16 protein-coding genes are annotated in these 15,888 nt (G+C 38.0%); 10 read left to right on the top strand and 6 right to left on the bottom strand.

The window, feature by feature from the left end; genetic code table 11:
• Nucleotides 1-34: 34 nt before the first annotated feature.
• Both AACU98_RS15420 and AACU98_RS15415 read right to left on the bottom strand, forming a co-directional pair.
• The gene (locus tag AACU98_RS15420) at nt 35-721 is read right to left on the bottom strand and encodes a helix-turn-helix transcriptional regulator (RefSeq protein WP_004251463.1); all 687 of its coding nucleotides are present in this window, start codon (nt 719-721) and stop codon (nt 35-37) included.
• 91 nt (nt 722-812) lie between these two features.
• Nucleotides 813-1,160, bottom strand: coding sequence for a tRNA-binding protein (locus tag AACU98_RS15415; RefSeq protein ID WP_004242601.1), 348 nt, complete (start codon nt 1,158-1,160; stop codon nt 813-815).
• A gap of 266 nt (nt 1,161-1,426) precedes the next feature.
• On the opposite strand from AACU98_RS15415, the gene AACU98_RS15410 reads away from it, so the two are divergent.
• Both AACU98_RS15410 and AACU98_RS15405 read left to right on the top strand, forming a co-directional pair.
• The gene (locus AACU98_RS15410) at nt 1,427-2,023 is read left to right on the top strand and encodes a GNAT family N-acetyltransferase (RefSeq protein WP_004247938.1); all 597 of its coding nucleotides are present in this window, start codon (nt 1,427-1,429) and stop codon (nt 2,021-2,023) included.
• A 106-nt stretch (nt 2,024-2,129) separates the two neighbouring features.
• Nucleotides 2,130-2,864: a MarC family NAAT transporter gene (locus tag AACU98_RS15405; protein WP_004242597.1), complete on the top strand. Its 735-nt coding sequence runs from the start codon at nt 2,130-2,132 to the stop codon at nt 2,862-2,864.
• On the opposite strand, the gene AACU98_RS15400 is transcribed toward AACU98_RS15405, so the two are convergent.
• Entirely contained in the window at nt 2,816-3,517 is a 702-nt protein-coding gene (locus AACU98_RS15400) for a transglycosylase SLT domain-containing protein (RefSeq protein ID WP_004242595.1), read from the bottom strand. The two genes, AACU98_RS15405 and AACU98_RS15400, sit on opposite strands and share 49 nt — an antisense overlap.
• A gap of 390 nt (nt 3,518-3,907) precedes the next feature.
• Here AACU98_RS15400 and AACU98_RS15395 point away from each other — a divergent pair, with 390 nt between their 5' ends.
• From AACU98_RS15395 to AACU98_RS15375, 5 genes are all read left to right on the top strand, one after another.
• Entirely contained in the window at nt 3,908-4,816 is a 909-nt protein-coding gene (locus tag AACU98_RS15395) for a metal ABC transporter substrate-binding protein (RefSeq protein ID WP_004242594.1), read from the top strand.
• Nucleotides 4,813-5,700, top strand: a complete 888-nt coding sequence (locus AACU98_RS15390) for a manganese/iron ABC transporter ATP-binding protein (RefSeq protein ID WP_004251467.1) — start codon at nt 4,813-4,815, stop codon at nt 5,698-5,700. The genes AACU98_RS15395 and AACU98_RS15390 overlap by 4 nt, the downstream gene beginning before the upstream one ends.
• Before the next feature lie 2 nt (nt 5,701-5,702).
• On the top strand, nt 5,703-6,614 hold the full coding sequence (locus AACU98_RS15385) for a metal ABC transporter permease (protein WP_004242585.1): 912 nt from the start codon (nt 5,703-5,705) through the stop codon (nt 6,612-6,614).
• Entirely contained in the window at nt 6,611-7,468 is an 858-nt protein-coding gene (locus AACU98_RS15380; RefSeq protein WP_004242584.1) for a metal ABC transporter permease, read from the top strand. Before AACU98_RS15385 ends, AACU98_RS15380 begins: the two co-directional genes overlap by 4 nt.
• Before the next feature lie 150 nt (nt 7,469-7,618).
• Nucleotides 7,619-8,491, top strand: a complete 873-nt coding sequence (locus tag AACU98_RS15375) for a fructosamine kinase family protein (RefSeq protein WP_161735075.1) — start codon at nt 7,619-7,621, stop codon at nt 8,489-8,491.
• 93 nt (nt 8,492-8,584) lie between these two features.
• On the opposite strand, the gene AACU98_RS15370 is transcribed toward AACU98_RS15375, so the two are convergent.
• Nucleotides 8,585-9,124: a YniB family protein gene (locus AACU98_RS15370; protein WP_237612229.1), complete on the bottom strand. Its 540-nt coding sequence runs from the start codon at nt 9,122-9,124 to the stop codon at nt 8,585-8,587.
• 200 nt (nt 9,125-9,324) lie between these two features.
• Between AACU98_RS15370 and hxpB the strand changes: the two genes are divergently transcribed.
• The 3 genes from hxpB (at nt 9,325) to AACU98_RS15355 (ending at nt 12,450) form a co-directional block, all read left to right on the top strand.
• Complete coding sequence (gene hxpB, locus AACU98_RS15365; RefSeq protein ID WP_161735071.1) at nt 9,325-9,993, top strand: hexitol phosphatase HxpB; 669 nt, start codon at nt 9,325-9,327, stop codon at nt 9,991-9,993.
• Between the two features lie 257 nt (nt 9,994-10,250).
• On the top strand, nt 10,251-10,817 hold the full coding sequence (locus AACU98_RS15360; protein WP_161735068.1) for a metal-dependent hydrolase: 567 nt from the start codon (nt 10,251-10,253) through the stop codon (nt 10,815-10,817).
• Between the two features lie 241 nt (nt 10,818-11,058).
• On the top strand, nt 11,059-12,450 hold the full coding sequence (locus AACU98_RS15355; RefSeq protein ID WP_004242579.1) for an L-cystine transporter: 1,392 nt from the start codon (nt 11,059-11,061) through the stop codon (nt 12,448-12,450).
• Nucleotides 12,451-12,774: 324 nt separating this feature from the next.
• Here AACU98_RS15355 and htpX read toward each other — a convergent pair whose 3' ends face one another.
• Together htpX and AACU98_RS15345 are read right to left on the bottom strand one after the other, a co-directional pair.
• Nucleotides 12,775-13,653: a protease HtpX gene (htpX, locus tag AACU98_RS15350; RefSeq protein WP_004242578.1), complete on the bottom strand. Its 879-nt coding sequence runs from the start codon at nt 13,651-13,653 to the stop codon at nt 12,775-12,777.
• 379 nt (nt 13,654-14,032) lie between these two features.
• Nucleotides 14,033-15,385: an OprD family outer membrane porin gene (locus tag AACU98_RS15345; protein ID WP_004242576.1), complete on the bottom strand. Its 1,353-nt coding sequence runs from the start codon at nt 15,383-15,385 to the stop codon at nt 14,033-14,035.
• Nucleotides 15,386-15,888: the final 503 nt, after the last annotated feature.

Below are 15,888 nucleotides of genomic sequence, written 5' to 3'. Positions count from 1 at the left end.
ATATCAAAAGTCAGCATTTTTATCAGTAAGTCGTTTACTGTCGATATTCACTGGGGGTTTTATGAAAGTATTGACGAAAAGCTTGGCTAAAAGCCGAATGTGAATCATACCCTACCGCTAAAGCAATATTTTCAATCGTTAATGATGTGTATTTGAGCAACTCTGCGGATTTAGCGAGTCGCTTTTGCATCACATACTGCATAATAGATATGCCTAATTCCGCTTTTACTTTGCGCTGTAGCGTACTGATTGATATGTTTAATGCACCAGCAATATCAGAAGCTGTTAATGGCATATGCAGTTTATCTTCTAGCCAGAGATCTAATTTATCCCCCCAGCTTGGTTGTACTTTCATTTGGGCTAATAGCAGACGTGCGAGAGTGGAATGATGTTCTGGCGCTTGAGGGTATTGATGTACCCACGCTAATAATCCTATTGCTGCGGGTGATAAGGCAAACATTCCCCCTCTTTCATTCAGTCGCCACTGTGATGTGACAGGAAGTTCTAAAATAAGATTTTTATTATTGAGATGACCAGCAAAAGCATGATCGATGGTAGGTGGGATAATTAAACAGTTTTGTTGAGAAATAAGAAAATCTTGCCGATTGAAATTAACTTCCATCGTTCCGGTTAAGCCAAAGATGATCTGCCAGATATTCTCATGCTGATGTGATACTGTATCTTGTGTATAACATCGCAAATGTAATTCAGGTAATAACAAAACATCCCCTTACACATTAACGCTCACAGTGAAATAAATACTACAACAAAATCGCTGTGAGCGTTAAAAGAAAAGGACAATTAGCTATAGATCATGCTAAACGAGCCCCATCAGGCACAGGTAAATTAAATTCTGCGAGAACGATAGCACCGTTTTCATCAGCAGCCCCGGTAATCAACACCTCAGACTTGATCCCTGCAATCCGCTTAATAGGAAAATTGCAAACACATAAAACTCGGCGACCAATTAGCTCTTCAGGAGTATAATTCACGGTGATTTGCGCACTAGAGCGTTTAGTCCCCAGCTCTCCCAAGCTGACTTCCATTACATAAGCGGGTTTCTTCGCTTTTTTATTTATTTCAGCACTTATAATTGTGCCAACCCGCATTTCTACCCGTAAAAAGTCATCCCATTCGATGGTGTTGGTGGTGTCTGTCATATTGCTACCTATTATTTTATTGCTATATCTTCATTAAGATTATCGAATAAGTATAGATTAGCATGACATCGGTATCCTGCCCTGTTGCTAAGCTGTCATTCTCTGTTGTTAAACACTCATGACGTTACTTTTCTCTTTATACAAAAACAAATTCTTAAGCTATTTTTAATCACCGTTAAAATAAGCGTACCAATTAATAAATTTGTTATGTATAAAAAGTATTCTTGCCTTGAAACTATTTAATACACCGACTTAGAGAATCGCCTATGAGAAAGATAACAGACTGGACTACCTTAGAAGGTAATTTAGTACGTTTAGTACCATTAAGCATGGAGCATGCATCACCATTACGTGAACTGATTGCTAAAGATAGGCCTGATGAACTTTGGTTTACCACAGTTCCTTCTGTCACTACATTAAAACAAGATATTGAGCATAAAAGACAATTACAAAAACAAGGAGTAATGCTTCCTTTTGCCGTTATTGATAAACGCCGTGAGCGTGTGGTGGGAGTGACGACCTATATGAACGTAGATAACCATACACCTCGAGTAGAGATTGGTTCAACATGGTATGCAAAAGAGGTACAAAGAACGGGTATTAATACCGAGGCGAAATATCTATTACTTAAATATGCATTAGAAGATCTGCAATGTATTGCTGTTGAATTCCGCACTCATATCTTAAATCAAACCAGTCGTAGAGCGATTGAGCGTTTAGGTGCAAAACTCGATGGCATATTACGTAATCATCGTTTAACCACCAACGGTCAACGCAGAGATACCTGTATCTATAGTATTACCGATTATGATTGGCAAGCGGTGAAAACACATCTTGAGTGGTTAATGAAAAAATACCCATAACCTTCTTATAAATATAAAAATATTTCTTAATATCAACACTATTATTACTATTTATTTGCTATGATCGGTAGCCTTAATTACCTGTTGTTAGGAGCCTTTACACTCTATGTACTCTGTTTACCAGTTTTTTCAGGCTATCGGTCTTGGTCTTATTTTACTTCTACCGCTAACTAACCCACTCACTACGGTCGCGCTTTGGCTTGGTCTGTCGGGGAATATGACCAAGGAACAGCGTAATCAACAATCCTTTATGGCATGTGTCTATATTTTTATTATTATGACCATCGCTTTTTATGCGGGTCGTGTAATAATGACGACCTTTGGTATCTCTATTCCAGGCCTTCGTATTGCTGGGGGGATGATCGTTGCTTTTATTGGTTTTAGTATGTTATTTCCCCATACTCCCAATGTGGACGATCCGCTTTCAGAAGAAAAAAATCCGCATCGAAATCCTCAGGCGCCCAATATTGCTTTTGTGCCCTTAGCCATGCCAAGTACCGCAGGGCCGGGGACAATTGCGATGATCATCAGTACAGCAGCATCAATTCCTTCACGTACAGATATTGCGCAATGGGTATTGTACGTTGCACCTATTACCACTTTCTTTTTAATTAGCCTGATTGTTTGGCTTTCACTGCGCGGTTCAACCGGTATTATGCGCTATCTCGGTCACAGTGGTATTGATGCTATTTCTCGTGTTATGGGATTTTTATTAATTTGCATGGGAGTTCAGTTTATGATTAATGGTGTACTTGAAATCATTGCTGATCTCCCCGCTTTATTACAACAAGCTCAATCAGCGGCTGCTGCCAGCTTATCAGAAAAGTTATCCGCTAAATGATAGGCTGCTTTGACCTTCGCTAAATAGCGTGGTGCTTGAGATGCAGGATGATTTTTTTCAACGTAACGATAAAAATCATCCGCGCTCATGGCATTAATTTTGGCAATCGCCGCATCTCTATTTTTATCAAAAGTTCTGAGTAATGCACCCGCCCCATTCACATAAGCCAAAATAGTCGCGTAATAGAGTGTTTCAGGATTGGAGATCCCAGATAAATGGCGCTCTCTTAATAATTGAATATAAGCAGTTCCTAAATCAATATTAGTAGCCGGATCTTTTAGCTGAGCGGTGGTTGGTTGCCCTGCTTTTCCTCTATTTTGATAAATATCTCTCCCCGCTGTGGATGCCTTTATTTGCATTAATCCAACCGCATTCGATTTACTTATCACTTCTGGCCTAAAATTAGATTCTACCTGAATAATGGCTTTAATTAAGGTTTCATCAACACCATAACGGGCTGAAGCTTGTTTAATATGCTCATCAAAAGGGGTGTTTTTCCATTGAGCAGTAGAAATTGAGGCATTATTAACTCTGTGCTCTACAGGCTGGCTATTTAAAAATCGCGGTGTCTCTTTTTTCGCCGTTTGGTGATTGGGATCTGCACACCCTGCCAGCAGTAAAATTGCCAAAGGAAATATTATGTTGGTCTTCACACGTTATCCTCATCATTTCGCCCTATGCTTTATAGGAGATTATTAAAAAACACAAACCTAACGCTGTCCATTAAAAAAATGGACTAAGGATAAGCTTCTCTCATAAAAACAGATACCTTAACCAGCAGTAAGTCATGATTTGGCTGTAAATTTCATCAATTGTGAGTATTAAACAACCTTTCACACCAATAGTTACCATCGATTGTTAATTTTTATAAAGAAAGACGACAATTTACTTAACATTTATTGAAATACATGCTGTTATCTTAGTATCAGCTGTTATCAAATAGCTATTTTCACTTTCACACAGAGATAACTTGACTTTTTTGAAATGATATTGATAATCATTATCAGTTAGAGAATTCCACGAAAATTATAAGGCTATATAATATGGATATGTTCCGCTCTGTAAATAAAATTTCGCTTACGGCATTATGCTTAGTTGCCTCAATCTTCTTTATAACCCCTGCACAGGCAAAAGATAAGCTAAAAGTTGTCACGACTTTTACTATTATCCAAGATATCGCACAAAATGTTGCTGGCGATGCTGCCGTTGTTGAATCTATCACCAAACCCGGTGCAGAAATTCATGATTATCAACCAACACCAAAAGATATTGTCAAAGCGCAAAAAGCTGATCTTATTTTATGGAATGGGTTAAATCTTGAGCGTTGGTTCGAACGTTTTTTCAATGAATTACGTAATGTGCCTGCGGTCGTTGTCACTGAAGGTATTACCCCTATGCCTATTCGTGAAGGAGCTTACAAAAACAACCCAAACCCACATGCATGGATGTCGCCTAACAATGCATTAATTTATATCGAAAACATTCGTAAAGCGCTCGTTGAACACGATCCAGATAATGCCGCAATTTATAACCAAAATGCCGCGCGTTACGCTGAACAAATTAAACAACTTGATGCACCATTAAGAGCAAGATTAGCGCGTATTCCTGAAGAAAAACGCTGGTTAGTAACGAGTGAAGGTGCCTTTAGCTATTTAACCAATGATTATGGTTTTAAAGAAGTGTATTTATGGCCAATTAATGCAGAAGAGCAAGGCACCCCACAACAAGTAAAATACGTGATTGATACCGTAAGAGAACATCATATTCCTGTCGTGTTTAGTGAAAGTACGATTTCCGATAAACCTGCTAAACAAGTGAGTAAAGAGACTGGTGCAAAATATGGTGGCGTTCTTTATGTAGACTCACTTTCTGCCCCAGGTGGAGAAGTGCCTACTTATATTGATCTACTTAATATTACTGTCGATACCATTGCGAAAGGATTTGGACAATGAATGATAAAAAAATAAATCCTACTCTTACTGTTGATAATGCAACGGTAACCTATAACAACGGTCACACTGCTATTTATGATGCAAGTTTCTCTATCACTGGTGGCACAATTTGTGCCCTAGTGGGCATCAACGGTAGTGGTAAATCCACACTTTTTAAAACCATTATGGGATTAGTCAAACCCTCAAAAGGTACCGTAACATTAAATAATCAACCTATTCAGCAAGCACTTAAACAGAATATGATTGCTTATGTGCCACAAACAGAGGAAGTTGACTGGAACTTTCCTGTACTGGTTTCTGATGTGGTGATGATGGGACGTTATGGAAAAATGGGTTTTTTTCGTATTCCATCGAAACAAGATCATGAAGTGGTTGAAGCTTGTTTAGAGCGTGTCGGTTTATCAGGCCTTGGACATCGCCAAATTGGTGAGCTATCTGGTGGGCAGAAAAAACGGGTATTCTTAGCACGAGCAATGGCACAAGAAGGCACCGTACTGTTATTAGATGAACCTTTTACTGGCGTGGACGTAAAAACAGAAAATGCCATTATTGAATTATTACGTAACTTGCGTAAAGAAGGTCACCTAGTATTAGTATCAACTCATAACTTAGGTAGTGTACCCGAGTTTTGTGATCACGTTATTTTAATTAATAGAACAGTGCTTGATAGCGGGCCAACAGAAACCACCTTTACCCAAAAGAATTTAGAGCATGCTTTTGGTGGCGTATTGCGTCATATCAGCTTATCAGGCCCTGATCTTCACGACGATGACGATCCACGTTCACTTACCGTTATTACTGATGATGAACGCGCTGCCGTTTTCTATGGTCACCATGAACAACATACTCCCGCTCATCAAAGTAAGCGTAAACAAGGAGATTAGCCATGCTAGAATTACTCCTACAACCTTTTGAGTATAACTATATGGTAAAGGCTATCTGGGTAAGTGCCTTAGTTGGTGCTGTCTGTGCCTTTTTATCTTCTTACCTTATTCTTAAAGGTTGGTCATTAATGGGAGATGCCCTCTCCCACTCCGTCGTTCCCGGCGTTGCCGGTGCTTATATTTTAGGGTTGCCGTACGCAGTGGGTGCTTTTTTTACGGGTCTACTTGCTGCTTTATCAATGACTTTTATTCGTCACATCACAAGATTACGTGAAGATGCGGTGATCGGCTTTATTTTTTCTACTTTTTTTGCTTTTGGTCTGTTGCTGGTTTCATTAAACCCTACTGCCGTCAACGTTCAGACCATTATTTTAGGGAATATTCTCGGCATTGCTGACGAAGATGTCTGGCAAGTCGTTATCATTACTGGTGTCTCTTTTCTTATTCTATTTTGTATGTGGAAAGATTTATTAGTTGTATTTTTTGATGAAGTACATGCTCGCTCTATTGGTTTATCCCCTTTAAAACTAAAAATCATCTTCTTTACCTTGCTCAGTGCATGTACCGTTGCTGCGCTACAAACGGTCGGCGCTATCTTAGTTATTGCTATGGTGGTTACTCCCGGCGCTACCGCTTATTTACTCACTGACCAATTTAAACGACTCGCTATTATCGCTATTTGTATTGGTACAGTAACCAGTGCTGTTGGTGCTTATCTAAGTTATTTCTTTAATGGTGCTACGGGGGGCGTTATCGTCACAATGCAAACCGCCCTTTTCTTATTAGCCTTCTTATTTGCGCCTAAACATGGCATGTTGGCAGCCCGTCGCCGCGCACGTCAAAGTTCACAAGCACTTATTTCACAATCCCAGCATCCAAAAGACGTTACTCAACAAGAAGAGGTGCAACTATGAATGAATTAATGGAATTTTTCATTGAACCTTTTCAATATCCTTTTATGCAACGTGCAATTATTGCCGCGGTTATCATTGGTATCGCCTGCGCTATTTTATCTTGCTATATGGTGTTAAAAGGTTGGTCACTAATGGGAGATGCTATTTCTCACGCTGTTTTACCTGGCGTGGTATTAGCTTATGTCACTGCAATTCCTTTAACGATAGGGGCTTTTCTTTCGGGCCTATTTTGCTCATTTGCAACAGGTTATTTAAAAGAGCATAGCCGAATAAAAGAAGATACGGTAATGGGAATTGTCTTTTCTGGTATGTTTGCTGTCGGTTTGGTGATCTTCGCTAGTGTAGATACTGACCAACATTTAATGCATATATTATTTGGTAATATCTTAGGTATCACCCCAGATGTGCTTATACAGATTAGTGCTATTTGTTTAATTACTATTACTATTATGCTGGTTAAACAAAAAGACTTTATGTTGTATTGTTTCGACCCTAATCAAGCAAGAATTGTCGGTCTCCCGGTCGCTTTATTACATTATGGCTTACTCTCTATTTTGGCGTTAACGATTGTCGCCTCGATGCAAGCCGTTGGGATTATTTTAGTGGTCGCCATGCTGATTTCTCCGGGGATCACCGCTTATCTATTAACGCGAAGCTTCTCTCGAATGATCACTCTCGCTATCCTTTTTTCTGTTATATCGAGTGTTATTGGTACATTTATCAGTTTTCATATTGACGGTGCCACAGGCCCTTCTATTGTACTCACGCAAGCGGTGTTCTTTATTATTGCATTACTCTGTAATCAGATTAAATTGGCAAAAATAAAACGGCAAACTAAACCTGCCAATGCCTAATAAAAATCTTTATTGCTATAAAAACGGGATAATCATCCCGTTTTTTAGTTTTATACTGTATTGATTTAATTAAAGTGTTATTGTCATAGTATAAACATCGCTCGTTACTATTTGGGTCTACTAAGTAAACAACTTTGCGAGGTGTAATCTATGTGGCAGAATATTGGTCGTTTGCTTGAATCAAATTTAGGATTTTCAGCAAAGATCAGCGAAAAACACCACCTTTCAAGCGGTGATATACACCACACTTGGAAAATTCAATATGGTGAGATCCCTGTCTTTGTAAAATCCAACCTACGGGAATTTTTGCCCACCTTTAAAAATGAAGCAGAACAGCTTGAAATGTTGGCAAAAAGCCAAACGATCCGTATTCCTCGCGTATTAGGCATTGGCAATAGTAAAGATACTAGCTTCTTACTGTTAGAATTTCTGCCTGTGCAACCTTTTACACCTCACAGCGCGTATTGTTTTGGTCAACAGTTAGCTAAATTGCATCAATGGGAAGAACAACCCCGTTATGGTTTTGATTTCGATACCCATATAGATACCACACCTCAAGCAAATGGTTGGGAGAAGCGCTGGAATTACTTCTATTCAGAAAAGCGTATCGGTATCCAGTTGCAACTCGCTTCAGAGAAAGGGATGGTTTTCGGTGATATAGAAGAAATCATTCAAATCATTAATCACCGTTTAGCCGATCATCATCCACAACCCTCGCTATTACATGGCAACTTATGGCCTAAAAATTGTGCTGCTATAGGTCAATCTGAAGGAACGATGTTCGATCCTGCTTGTTATTGGGGTGATCGCGAATGTGATATTGCCATGTTATCGCTATGCTCTTCTGTGCCGGCCAATATTTTTGATGGTTACCAAAGCATCTGGCCTTTATCTGAAAAATTCCTATCACGCCAGCCTATCTACCAACTCTACTATTTCCTTAATCGCTGTCATTTATTCGGTGAAGAAAAAGATTACCTAGCAGCTAGAAAAATCATTGATGATTTGCTCGGCACACACTAAAACAATCTGATTTTATTTACCAATAGATAAAAATAAACCTCGCAAAATGTTACCCAGCGAGGTTTATTTTAATTAAGTCAATGTGATAGATAACTACCAGCCTAAAAATTTCAGCAGAAAATAACCAATTGCGATCACAATAATAGGTGAAATATACAGCACCATGACTTGAGTAAATAGTGTATGTCTTGGCAATTCTATATTCTGCTCTAGCTCTTGCGCTGTAATACCACTTTTTAGTGCTCGTTCAATAATTAGTTGATCTTGAATATTTTCCTTTAAATATTTCACTTGGCGATACATTCTTAACCCTGATGCACTCAGTGCTAAGCCAATAAACATTAAAAAGAAGATCACAAAGAAGATAATATTCTGTTGGCTAAAACCTATTTGAGTGTTGGGTACTGGAGAATGACGCCAAAAAAAGTCTAGCCACGGGGTGTTAAATTGTACCATTTCTGCTAATACTCGAAAAAAATCATTAATAACAGCATTAACACCCTCGCCATTTTCTCTTGGGATCGCAGCTAACTCAATCAACGAAACTGTCGTTGAAATAAAGGCAGGAATAAAAATAAGCCAACCAATAACACGTTTTACAATGGCATATATTCCTGCATGTTGATAACTCATTTTGTCCTCACTCATAGAATTCGGCAATATGCACCTAAATATCCTAATCTAATTAACGGCTAATATGTCAATAATTTAATAGCTATCATTTTCTCTATTTATTTTTTAAAAGAAATAAGAAACTGATTAAAAAAGATTTTCCAATCAACTCTTGCTACAATCATTTTTCATCAACATAGACCTTATTATGGAGAGTAAACATGTCTTTTAAATTGCCCATTGAAGCCGCTATTTTTGATATGGATGGTTTGCTAATCGACTCAGAGCCGTTTTGGGCACAAGCAGAACATGAGGTCTTTGCACAATTAGGTGTCGATTTATCACTTGCTGACAGCATGCCCGACACCGTCGGCTTAAGAATAGATCAAGTTATCGAACTTTGGTATCAAGTATCACCTTGGCAAGGCGTAACACAACAAGAAGCTAAAGAGAAAATGATTGCTCGCGTTGTACAACTTATTGAAGATAAAAAACCGTTGCTCCCTGGTGTTGAACATGCCCTATCTTTATGTCAATCATTAGGTTTAAAGATAGCCTTAGCCTCAGCATCACCGCATTTTATGCTAGAGCGTGTACTTGAGTTATTTAATATTCGTCATTACTTCTCTGCTGTTGTCTCTGCAGCTGATTTAGCGCACAGTAAACCTCACCCAGAAGTCTATCTCAATGCTGCTAAGGCACTTAATGTCGCACCCATTAATTGTGTCTCTTTAGAGGACTCACGCAATGGTATGATTGCTTGCAAAGCTGCAAGAATGCGCTCAATTGTTGTGCCTGCAGTGGAGCAGTTTAATGACAAATGTTGGGGATTAGCCGATGTTAAAATTGCCTCTCTCAACGAATTAACCAAATCTCAATTATTAGGCTAACGACTTTGGTTATAGCCTATAAAAATTTATAGAAGGATATCATTTGTTGTCGATATCCTTTTTCTATATTAATTCTCATCCCTTATCTAAAATTTGGTTATTTTTAACACATCCGAATAAAATATTTCTGTTATTGCTTAATAATTAAGGCAATTTTTATCTTTTATGTCTGTTAGTTGCTGTAAAAACCTTTTATACTTAAGCACTGTATAAATGAACAGCAAGCGGTAAAAACCGCATATAGGCATAGATAAGGAATGACAGCCGAAGGACATTTACTTTTTTCTGTTGCAACACTCGTCTTAGCACAGAAATTAGAAATAACCCCCGTTCTTGCTCAAGGTGATTGGTTTCACATGATCCCTGCTGTCTTATTAGGTTCACTACTACCAGATTTAGATCATCCAGGCTCTATATTAGGACGCCTCTTTCGGATAATCTCATTACCGCTATCAAAACTCTGTGGTCATCGTGGCTTCACACATAGCCTACTCGCCTTTTGTGGTTTAGCCATTTTATGGGAAACACAAGTTGCGCCTTATATCACGATTTCGGCTGGTTTTTTTCACGCCCTTTTGCTAGGTTACTTAAGTCACCTACTGGCAGATATGCTAACACCATCAGGTGTACCTTTTTTATGGCCACTAAAAATGCGTTTTGCCTTACCGATTTTAGCGAAAAAAAATAGCAAAAAAGGAGAACGATTTATTTCTGTCATCATCTTAGTTGGTGCACTATTTCTGCCCCCACACCTAACTTTTTCTCTTCCCACACAAATAAATCACTGGTTACAAATGTACCACGATAAACGTACACCTTTTTAACTCTCCTTGACAGTTCTCTACTTTCCTCTATCTATTTATAGTTAATTAGTCTTTTTTATACTAATCTTCCTTGTTTTTATAACTAAACGACTATATAAAAGAATAATTGATTATAAAAAGTTATTAACAATACTGTTACCATATAGCGAGTTGATGCTGTTATATCCTTTCTTATTACCTAAGAACTCATATCGCATACAATCGCCAAATTTATATATAAAAATCTCGTTGGAGAGTTAAGATGAATTTTCCGTTAATTATTAACGTACTCGTCTTTGTTGTGCTATTACTCATCTTGGCTAAATTAAGCCAACGTCAGTGGAGCCTGTCAAAGAAAGTTCTTGTCGGTTTGGTCTTTGGGGTGGTGTTTGGGCTGGCGTTACATGCATTCTATGACGCACACGATCCTATTATTAAAGAATCTATCCTTTGGTTTAACATCGTTGGTAACGGTTACGTACAACTGTTACAAATGATCATTATGCCATTGGTATTTGCTTCTATTTTAAGTGCAGTATCACGTTTACACCAAGCATCATCATTGGGAAAAATTAGTGCACTAACCATTGGTACACTTCTATTTACAACGGCAATTGCTGCTCTTATCGGTATTGTTATAGCCAATATCTTTGGTTTAACAGCTGAAGGTCTTGTTCAAGGGGAACAGGAAGCGCAGCGTTTAGCCGCTATTCAACATAATTATATAGGTAAAGTGTCTGACTTAACTGTACCTCAATTAATTTTATCTTTTATTCCTAAAAATCCATTTGCCGATTTAACTGGTGCAAGCTCAACCTCGATTATTAGTGTAGTTATCTTTGCGGTATTCCTAGGAATGGCTGCAATAAAACTGCTTAAAGAAGATAAACCTCGCGGTGAAAAAGTATTAGCAGCGATTGATAGCTTACAAGCGTGGATCATGAAGTTAGTCCGTATCGTTATGGCATTAACACCTTACGGTGTAATGGCACTGATGACTAAAGTTGTGGCAAGCTCCAATCTGCATGACATTATTCAACTCGGTAGCTTCGTTGTTGCCTCTTATGTTGCGCTGGGCTTAATGTTTGTCGTTCATGGTTTATTAGTTGGATTTACTGGCTTAAGCCCAATTAAATTCTTCAAAAAAGCAGGACCATTATTAGCATTTGCATTTACAAGTCGTTCGAGTGCAGCCAGTATTCCATTAAATATCGAAACACAAACTCGTCGCATTGGTGTTCCTGAATCGATTGCCAGTTTCTCATCGTCTTTTGGTGCGACAATTGGTCAGAATGGTTGTGCCGGTATTTATCCTGCTATGTTAGCCGTTATGGTGGCACCAACAGTCGGTATTAATCCTTTCGATCCTCTTTGGATTGCCACTTTGGTGGGTATCGTAACCATTAGCTCAGCAGGTGTTGCCGGTGTCGGTGGTGGTGCAACCTTTGCAGCCCTGATCGTTTTACCAGCAATGGGATTACCCGTTACACTGGTTGCCCTACTGATTTCTGTGGAGCCTCTTATCGATATGGGTCGTACTGCATTAAATGTTAGTGGCTCTATGACCGCAGGTACTATTACTAGCCAAATGATGCGCCAAACAGATAAAGAGATCTTTAATCAGGAAGAAGAAGCTGAACTTAATGTGAAGTAAACCACATTAACAATTAAGTTAAATCTCTTAAAGCCAGTTTAATTTTAAACTGGCTTTTTTATTTTGATATTAATTTAACTGCCTTTTATCTATCAATAGATATGATGATCATGCATCACTAGCTCTGAGGCTTAACTTAATACCTATAAAAATATTAAGAGATGAGGATATTTGGCTGAACCAGAACGGTCTGTTAAATAAAACGAAAAGCGATTGTAGGAATTAATTAAAGCTAATGGATCACCAACAAAAATGCCAGAAACATTTCTGTCTCTGGCATTTGTAAACTGATAATTAAAAATTATTTATCGCTAATAGTTTCTTTTACTTGAGATATTCGCCACTACGTAGTGCTTCAATACGCTTATCTAATGGCGGGTGTGATAAAAATAATTCACTAAATGACTTATTACGGCCATTAATACAGAAAGCCATCATACTGCTCTCTTCTTGTGGCTCATAGCTGGTTTTTAAGCGTTGTAATGCCGCTATCATCTTCTCACGGCCAACCAGTTTTGCAGAGCCTGCATCCGCATGGAATTCACGGTAGCGAGAGAACCACATCGTAATGATACTTGCCAAAATGCCAAAGACAATTTCAAGCACCATAGAAACGCCCATGTATACCCATGGGTTTCCGTTACTGTTTTCACTCTCTTCATCGCTCGAAATAAAATTCGCCACAAATTGAGCAATGATACGGGAGATAAAGATCACGAAAGTATTCACAACACCTTGTAACAAGGTCATCGTTACCATATCACCGTTGGCAACATGGCTAATTTCGTGTGCAATAACAGCTTCCGCTTCGTCACGGCTCATACTGGCTAATAATCCGGTACTCACCGCCACCAGCGAAGCATCACGACGAGCTCCTGTTGCAAACGCATTAATATCTGGTGCATCGTAGATTGCAACTTGAGGCATTTTAATCCCCACTTGCTCAGACTGACGTCTTACAGTATCAAGTAACCAACGTTCTACTTCAGAGGTTGGATTTTCAATCACTTGACCACCAACGGATCGTAATGCCATCCATTTTGACATAAGTAAAGAAACAAATGCACCACCAAAACCAAATAGGCCAGCCATGATCATTAAACCCTGAACACTGCGGCCTTGAATACCTGTTAAAGATAAGATGATCCCGAACACAAACATGACAGCTAAGTTTGTTAACAGGAATAAGGCAATCCTCATCATATTGATACTGTTCCTATTTTATCTAATTACCACATTGCAAAAACTATCTTATAAATAAGGCTTTTTTTTATTTTATCAAGTCTTTTAACTTGTTTGCTACTAAAAACGATATAACTTTACATTTTAATAAAAGAAAATGTAATTAATAGCTAAATTATGGAGGATTATTTTCACATAGAGGAGGAATAACAGTCTAGGCAAGATAGGCCCAAAAATAAATGCCTAGTGATGAAATTTTAACAAAATAAATTAATTGAAGGCGTTTTGTTAGATTAAAGGTTTGGATGTCAGCTTTATCTATTTTTGTACATGGCTCACCATCAGGCAAGCCATGCACCTATACAGGGATGAATTCTGTTATCCCTTACCCTATAAACAATTACATTTTAAAACGATATGTCGTTGTCATAGAGCCTGATAATGAGTGAGCACGTCGTGAGTGACCATCATACAGTTTTGGTGTGGTGTAATCATTTTCTTGTTGATGGTGCCAACCAATACCGCCACTTAACGAAATAGAAAGATTAGCCGTTGGCTTCCAGTAGCTAAATAAGCCAAACTGCCCTTGTTTTAATCTTTCGCCGGAGTAACTAAATTCACTATAGTTAGTTCGTGCACCAACAGACAACTCATTGTTAACTTTGTATGCAGCTTCTAATGCACCCATCACTTCACCATCACGCACATAGTCAATATCTGCATAAGCTGGTGAGTTAAAGCGTCCACGAGTATTCCCAATTGGGTTACGCGCAAATTGACCAACACCATTGGCTTTTTTCGCATCGGTATAAGTCACACCCGTACGAATGGTCCACGCTGATTCAGGAATACGCCATTCCATAGTACCAGCAAAGTGCCATGCATCCTTATCAAAGTTACGTTTACCTGCATTAGCATTGGTTAATGTGCGTTTTCCTTCACTGCCATAATCGTGGTAATAAACAACACCACCTAGAGTAACGTCTGATGTTAACTTATATTTTGTTTCTAAACCGTGTTGACGGAATACATCATCCGCCTGACCATAGAAATAATAGACTTTTAATGGTTTGGAATTATAGTTAACTCCACCAGTAATAACATGGTCAATATTATGTCTAACACCATTACCATCACTGAAATACATTCTATCGATATTTGGGCTATCACGACGCATAACTTTTCCGTCGAGATACAGCAAATCTAAACTCCAATCACCCATCGCCGTATTAGTGTAATAACCGTTATAACTGTTTAATGATAAGCGCTGTGAGTTAGTAAAAATACCTGTATTCTTCAAGGTAAACCAACCCGCTTTACCATTAATTAAAACAGGATCTAAATCGAATCTCACTTTTGCAAAACGTTGACCAATTTTGTTATAGCCTTTTGCTTCACCATCATCATTATATAATATGGCACGAGAAGCGAAGTCTTTACTTGCTCCTAATTTAATACCACCATAATAAGAAACATCGAATCCAAGAATGCCACCTAAATAGCCAGATCTGAAATCAGCTTGGAAGTTTTGACCCCAAGCATTAGCAACTTGTTTTCTATAACGTTGCTCTTGTTTATCAAAACGGTTTTCTGTTTTTAGGTATTTCCACATATTAATGGTAGTCAGCTCAAGTTCAGAATCAGAAATAAATGAGCTTTCTTTAATTGTATTTTCCCAATTCCCAGCATTAGCAGCGCTCACAGCTAAAAAACAAGGGGAAAACATAAACAACACCATTCTTTTTAGTTTCATTTTAAATTCAACCTGGTTAATAACTATTTAAATTTATTTATATTCAATAAGTTAAACAAAGTACTATTTTTATATTTAGCTAAAAGTAACGCTCGCTTAAATTGTATAAACTTAAGCCAAATCGCTATTTTTTTAGCATCAATAATGCTAGGTAGTCATCTCACCACATTGTTATTTACTTTTTTGAGCAATAAAATGCTTAAGCAAATTATAAATAACTTACCTTCTAGTCATTAATCCTTAATGAGAAAATCTATTCTAAAATTAGCGCATCTAGCGTTTATATAACTGCGCCGATGAGAAGAGATTTTGCACTTAGCATTTGGGTGAGATTTTTAATCTGTTACTATTACCTTAGTATGTCAGAATGATACAAAATTTTATGATCTGTATGCTATCGTAATTTTATGTCAACTAGAGCGATCATTGTCACAACATGTTACATTTATTGCAATAAGTAAACCATTAAATGTGAATTTAATCACATTTAATAAAGCATTTAT

Origin of the sequence: Proteus sp. G4380 (assembly GCF_963885725.1) — a bacterium.
Taxonomy (GTDB): Bacteria; Pseudomonadota; Gammaproteobacteria; order Enterobacterales; family Enterobacteriaceae; genus Proteus; species Proteus mirabilis.
Note: the sequence above shows the minus strand (reverse complement) of the source record. Positions and strands in the feature narration are given on the sequence as shown.

What these genes read in the sequence shown, in the direction of transcription:
- AACU98_RS15415 (WP_004242601.1), bottom strand. Translation starts at nt 1,160, where the DNA reads ATGACAGACACCACCAACACCATCGAATGGGATGACTTTTTACGGGTA.
- AACU98_RS15410 (WP_004247938.1), top strand. Translation starts at nt 1,427, where the DNA reads ATGAGAAAGATAACAGACTGGACTACCTTAGAAGGTAATTTAGTACGT.
- AACU98_RS15405 (WP_004242597.1), top strand. Translation starts at nt 2,130, where the DNA reads ATGTACTCTGTTTACCAGTTTTTTCAGGCTATCGGTCTTGGTCTTATT.
- AACU98_RS15395 (WP_004242594.1), top strand. Translation starts at nt 3,908, where the DNA reads ATGGATATGTTCCGCTCTGTAAATAAAATTTCGCTTACGGCATTATGC.
- AACU98_RS15390 (WP_004251467.1), top strand. Translation starts at nt 4,813, where the DNA reads ATGAATGATAAAAAAATAAATCCTACTCTTACTGTTGATAATGCAACG.
- AACU98_RS15385 (WP_004242585.1), top strand. Translation starts at nt 5,703, where the DNA reads ATGCTAGAATTACTCCTACAACCTTTTGAGTATAACTATATGGTAAAG.
- AACU98_RS15380 (WP_004242584.1), top strand. Translation starts at nt 6,611, where the DNA reads ATGAATGAATTAATGGAATTTTTCATTGAACCTTTTCAATATCCTTTT.
- AACU98_RS15375 (WP_161735075.1), top strand. Translation starts at nt 7,619, where the DNA reads ATGTGGCAGAATATTGGTCGTTTGCTTGAATCAAATTTAGGATTTTCA.
- AACU98_RS15370 (WP_237612229.1), bottom strand. Translation starts at nt 9,124, where the DNA reads ATGAGTTATCAACATGCAGGAATATATGCCATTGTAAAACGTGTTATT.
- hxpB (WP_161735071.1), top strand. Translation starts at nt 9,325, where the DNA reads ATGTCTTTTAAATTGCCCATTGAAGCCGCTATTTTTGATATGGATGGT.
- AACU98_RS15360 (WP_161735068.1), top strand. Translation starts at nt 10,251, where the DNA reads ATGACAGCCGAAGGACATTTACTTTTTTCTGTTGCAACACTCGTCTTA.
- AACU98_RS15355 (WP_004242579.1), top strand. Translation starts at nt 11,059, where the DNA reads ATGAATTTTCCGTTAATTATTAACGTACTCGTCTTTGTTGTGCTATTA.
- htpX (WP_004242578.1), bottom strand. Translation starts at nt 13,653, where the DNA reads ATGATGAGGATTGCCTTATTCCTGTTAACAAACTTAGCTGTCATGTTT.
- AACU98_RS15345 (WP_004242576.1), bottom strand. Translation starts at nt 15,385, where the DNA reads ATGAAACTAAAAAGAATGGTGTTGTTTATGTTTTCCCCTTGTTTTTTA.